The sequence below is a fragment of the Mailhella sp. genome (assembly GCF_057866825.1).
On sequence record NZ_DBMAHT010000138.1, the window covers coordinates 1 to 5082 of the forward strand.

Genomic DNA, 5082 nt, shown 5'->3' on the forward strand with positions numbered 1-5082 from the left:
AGATCGCGTTCGATTTCCACGAGGCGGTCGCGCAGTTCGGTCTGCTCTTCCCAGGGAATCTCGTCCACGTGGGCGAGACGTGCGCGCACCTGGGCGACGCGCTGTTCGAGCTCTCCGGCCAGGAAGTTCCAGTCCACGCGGGGCTTGGCACGCGCGGGGCTCGGCATGTGGATTTCGGTGCGCACCGCGCCCTCGATGGTGGCTTCCTCAAGGTATTCGGGAATGCGCGCCGTGATGCCGAAGCGATCCTTGATAAGTCCGGCAAGGATTTCCTGGGCCTTGGGTTCGCCGTGAACCAGCGCAATGTTCATGCCAGGACGCGCCATGCTTCCTATCCATTCGAGGAGCTGGCTTTGTCCGGCGTGGGCGGAGAAGCCGTTGATGGTGAATATTCTTGCGGCCACGGCCACGTCTTCGCCAAAGAGGCGCAGCGATTTTGCGCCGTCCACGAGCTTTCTTCCGGGGGTGCCCATGGCCTGATAGCCCACGAACACGATGCTGACGCCTTCCTTCCACAGGTTGTGCTTGAGGTGATGGCGTATGCGGCCCGCGTTGCACATGCCGCTTGCGGAAAGAATGATGGCCGGGCCTTCCATGGTGTTGAGCTTCTGGGATTCCTGCGCGCTCTGGGTGAAGCGCACGAGTCCGTCGGGAGTGGCCTTGAAGTCTTCGGCGGAGAACTCGGGAGTGCGCAGATGATCGGCGTACTTCATGAACACCTGCGTGGCCTTGGACGCCAGCGGGCTGTCCACGAAGATGGGCATGGATTCGGGCAGACGGTTCTGCTTTTTCAGGATGAGCAGGCTGTAGAGAATTTCCTGCGTGCGTTCCACGGCGAAGGCCGGAATGATGACCTTTTCGTGATGACTGTAGCTGTAGTTGACGGCTTCGGCGAGTTCTTCAAGGGTGTCGTCTTCGCCCTTGTGATCGCGGTCGCCGTAGGTGGATTCCACAAAGAGCCAGTCGGGGGTGTCGGGCTTTTCGGCGTCGGGCAGGAGCAGGGCTCCGGGGCGGCCGAGGTCGCCGGAAAAGACGATGCGGGTGGATTTGCCCTCTTCCTCGACGGTGAGTTCCAGGAAGGCCGCGCCGAGGATGTGGCCCGCGTGGCGGAAGACGACCTTCACGCCCGGCGCGGGAAGAATGGTGTCGTCGAAGTTCACGGGATGCAGAAGCTTGGCGGTGGCGAGGGCGTCTTCGGTTTCGTAGAGGGGCTCGCCGCCGGCAACGCCGGAAGCGCCGCGCCGCTTGTCGTGACGGCTTTTCCATTCATGATCCATTTCCTGAATGTGGGCGCTGTCTTCGAGCATGATGGACGCGAGCTCCGCCGTGGGTCGCGTGCAGTAGATGCTGCCTTTGAAGCCCTTTTTGACCATGCGGGGCAGAAGGCCCGAGTGGTCGATGTGGGCGTGGGTGAGCAGAATGAAATCCAGGTGTTCGGGGCGATAGGCATCCGTCTGAAAGTTTCGCTCTTCAATGGCGGAGTTGCCTTGGAACATGCCGCAGTCCACGGCAAAGCGGGACGAGCCGGTTTCTATGACGTAGCAGGAACCGGTAACGGTCTGGGCGGCCCCCAGAAAGGTGATTTTCATAACACGACTCCTGGAATAGGGTTCCGTACAGTGGGAGTATAGAAGCTTTTCGTTGTTTCCGCAAGGAAGGGGGCGGAGGAAAAGAAAAAAATCGCGGTGTTGCATTAGTTGCACGCCGTTATGCAGAAGCGGGGAAAGAGGGGGGGCGCACGGCGACGGGATGACGCGGGGAAGGGGGAACGTCGCAGCGAAATGAAGGCGCGGCAGAGGCAAAGAATCTGGGGCGGCGGGGAACAGGATTCCGCGCCCTTCCCGGCGATGACGGCGGCGCTGACGGCAGCGCTGATTTCGGCGCGTCGTTCTGCGCCGACTGCGGGGCAGCTTTCGGCCCGGAGGTGTCGGCGCGACTTTCGGCAGGCGGGCTCGCCTTCCGGGTTCCGGAGCATGCTTTCCGATCGGCGGGCGCGTCCCCTCCCCCGGTCGGCGAGAGGCCCGGCCTCGCCTCAGAAGAAGACGGCGGAGAGCGTCAGCACCGAGGCGCACATGATGAGCCAGGAAAGCGCCATGATTGCGGGAGCCGTTTTCAGGATGTCCCGGCTGGTAGTCCATTCATTGCCGTGCAGCAGCGCGGCGCTGGAGCTGGCGGCCGGGGTGAGGAAGGCCAGATGCACGCTCATGACCACCATGACCACCGCGGGAACAGGATTGGTGCCGTTGTTGGAGCAGTAGCTGAAAATGACGGGCATGAGCATGGCGCCCACGGCGCCGTTGTTGATGAACTGGCAGAGGCAGAGGGCGAGCGCGCCCATGCAGACCACGAAGAACATGGGGGAGCCGGAGCCGAATACGGGCTGGAGCAGGCTCATGAAAAAGGGCGTGATGCCGCTTTCGGGCGCGGCCATGGCGGCGGAAAGAGGCTGCACCAGCGCAAGAATGAAAATGATGCCCCAGGCCACGCCTCCGGCCATGGCGCGGAAGGGAAGAAAGGGCCTGCCGTTTATTCTCATGGCGGCCATGACCGCAATGACGAGCATGCAGATTCCCGTATTGCCGATGCCTTTGAGCAGTCTGACGAGAAGCATGTCTTCCGGGAGAAACGCCGGAATGAGCAGCAGCACGACCAGGGCGCACAGAAAGCCGAGAACGGTTTTCTGGCTGCCGGAAAACGTGATTTCGTCGCCGTTGCCGAGGGCTGCGGCGTTGAAGTTCTTCAGAGCGGAAACATCCGGCCGCAGAACGCAGCGGCCGAAGAGCAGAAACAGCAGGGAACAGAGCAGGCAGATGACGAGCGACGTCGCCATGTATCCGGCGTAGGCGATGTGGGTTCCGGAAATGCTTTCGTAGGTTCCCATGACCGTGAGGGCCAGCTGCTTGAAGGGAATGAGCGACATGCCGACCAGCGCGGCGTACACCACGCCGAAGACCATCATTTTGGGGTAGGCGTCGCCCTTCCGATAGCCGCACACGTCGCAGATGCCGTACAGGATGCTCCAGCCTATGAGAATGGCGGGCGAGGCGCTGGTGAGTCCGCCGAGCAGCATGACGGACAGAAAAAACAGATACGTGAACAGCCAGGGTCTTCCGGCCGCGAATTTCCGGGTAATCACCCACAGGGAGATCTGTTTGGAGAGCCCGTAGTGATTGATGGCCGCGCAGAACACGAAGATGAAGAACATCATGACCACGGTGGGGCTGCCGAAGCTCTGGGCGAGCACCTGCTGCGGGGAAAGGCCGCCGACGAGCGCGAGCGCCAGCATGCCGACGATGCTGGGCCAGATGATTTCGATGAAAATCCAGCCGTACAGCACGCCGAGGAAAATGCTGATGAGCGCCATGCCCTGCGCCGTGAGCGGAGGGGACGGTGGCAGCAGCCTCACGCCGAACATGACGGCAAGGCAGACGAGGGAATGGAACAGATAGGAAAGATTCGCTTTTCCGAATCCCGCAGACGCGGCATGATGTTGGGACATGGAAGCTCCCGAACGTAACAAGGCATGAAGGAGAACGCGCCGTTTCCGGAGAGCTTGCCGCGCTTTTTCGGCGTGCGCAGCCTGTTTGCGGCGCGATCAGGCGGAGGGCGGGCGTTTTTGCGCAGGTTCCGCTCTTCCATCCTTCATGGATACGACGAACGCCCGGCCTTTTCAAGACGGCCTGCCGCAAACGTGTTGTCGGCAGGGCGCAGTCAGGCGCGTCCGCACGCAGGAGCCGCGGCAACGCCTTTTTCTTCTGCGCTTCCCCGCCCCTCTTGCCTCCCGCCTCCCCGCAGGATATGAAAAAAACGTCGGCGCAGGCGGCCGAAGCCACGTCTTGCACCCCGCCTTTCCGCAGGCTATGATGAAGGTTCCAAAGGCTTTTTTACAGGAGCAGAGCATGAGCGCATCGTCGCAGCAATATATTATTGATACGCTGTCCGCGCAGGAATCCTGGCGGCTTTTCCGCATTCTCGCCGAAATCGTGGACGGTTTTGAAGACCTGAGCGGTCTTCCGCCCTGCGTGTCCATTTTCGGCTCGGCGCGCCCCGGCGAGGATTCCCCCATGTACGAGGAAACCCGTCGCGTGGCAAAAACGCTCGGCGAAGCGGGCTACGGCATCATCACGGGCGGCGGCCCCGGCCTCATGGCCGCAGGCAACCGCGGAGCCTTCGAGGCCGGCGCGCCTTCCGTGGGACTGCACATCCACCTGCCCATGGAACAGGATCCCAACAAGTATCTGACCGTGCGCAGCGATTATCGGTATTTTTTCATCCGCAAGCTGATGTTCGTGAAGTACTCCATTGCCTACGTGGTCATGCCCGGCGGCATGGGCACCATCGACGAGCTCTCCGAAGCCTTTGTGCTGGCGCAGACGCACCGCATCAAGCCGTTCCCCATCATTCTGTACAGCCACGCCTTCTGGGACGGCCTGCTGGAATGGATTCGCGGCCGCATGATTAAAGACGGCTACCTGCGCGAAGAGGAACTCGATCTCGTCACCGTGTGCGACACGCCCGAAGAAGTGCTTTCCACCATCCGCCGCCGCGTGGTGCTCTAGCGCATGGATCTTTGCAACATCTGCCCGGAAGAAGATCGCTGGCGGGCCTTCGCCTCGTGGGGCCCGGAACCTTCGCCGCCGGCAGGCACAAGCTGGCGCGCGCTCATGCTGCGGGCGCTGCGTCTGGCGGGCCGGGCGGCCAGACTCGGCGAGGTTCCCGTGGGGGCCCTCGTCGTGGATGCCGAAGGCAACGTGCTCTCCTGCGCGCACAACGAAACCGAATCCCTGCGCGATCCCACGGCGCACGCCGAAGTGCTCGCCCTGCGCCGGGCCGCCGCAGCCGCAGGCAATCACCGCCTCGGCGGAAGCGTTCTCGTCGTCACGCTGGAACCCTGCCTCATGTGTACGGGAGCCCTGCGCGAGGCGCGCGTGTCCGGCGTGGTGTTCGGCGCGTCCGACGCCCGGGCCGGGGCCGTGTGCTCCTGCCTCGAAGGCCTCGACTACGCCCGCACCGGCTCCGCGCCCTGGAGCTACGGCGGCGTCGAAGCCGAAGCCTGCGCAAGACTGCTCAAGGCCTTCTTCC

At 62.8% G+C, this 5082-nt stretch carries 4 protein-coding genes; 2 read left to right on the plus strand and 2 right to left on the minus strand.

Translation table 11 applies throughout. The annotated features are described in order from the left end of the window. Both ACZM96_RS09480 and ACZM96_RS09485 read right to left on the minus strand, forming a co-directional pair. Positions 1 to 1589, minus strand: a 1589-nt coding sequence (locus tag ACZM96_RS09480; RefSeq protein ID WP_489488757.1) for an MBL fold metallo-hydrolase RNA specificity domain-containing protein, incomplete at its 3' end; no start/stop codon positions are given. A gap of 443 nt (positions 1590 to 2032) precedes the next feature. After that, the gene (locus ACZM96_RS09485; protein ID WP_489488758.1) at positions 2033 to 3499 is read right to left on the minus strand and encodes an SLC13 family permease; all 1467 of its coding nucleotides are present in this window, start codon (positions 3497 to 3499) and stop codon (positions 2033 to 2035) included. A gap of 400 nt (positions 3500 to 3899) precedes the next feature. Here ACZM96_RS09485 and ACZM96_RS09490 point away from each other — a divergent pair, with 400 nt between their 5' ends. Together ACZM96_RS09490 and ACZM96_RS09495 are read left to right on the plus strand one after the other, a co-directional pair. Then, positions 3900 to 4559, plus strand: coding sequence for an LOG family protein (locus ACZM96_RS09490; protein ID WP_489488759.1), 660 nt, complete (start codon positions 3900 to 3902; stop codon positions 4557 to 4559). 3 nt (positions 4560 to 4562) lie between these two features. After that, on the plus strand, positions 4563 to 5082 hold a 520-nt coding region (locus ACZM96_RS09495), incomplete at its 3' end, for a nucleoside deaminase (RefSeq protein ID WP_489488760.1).

What these genes read in the sequence shown, in the direction of transcription:
- ACZM96_RS09490 (WP_489488759.1), top strand. Translation starts at nt 3,900, where the DNA reads ATGAGCGCATCGTCGCAGCAATATATTATTGATACGCTGTCCGCGCAG.
- ACZM96_RS09485 (WP_489488758.1), bottom strand. Translation starts at nt 3,499, where the DNA reads ATGTCCCAACATCATGCCGCGTCTGCGGGATTCGGAAAAGCGAATCTT.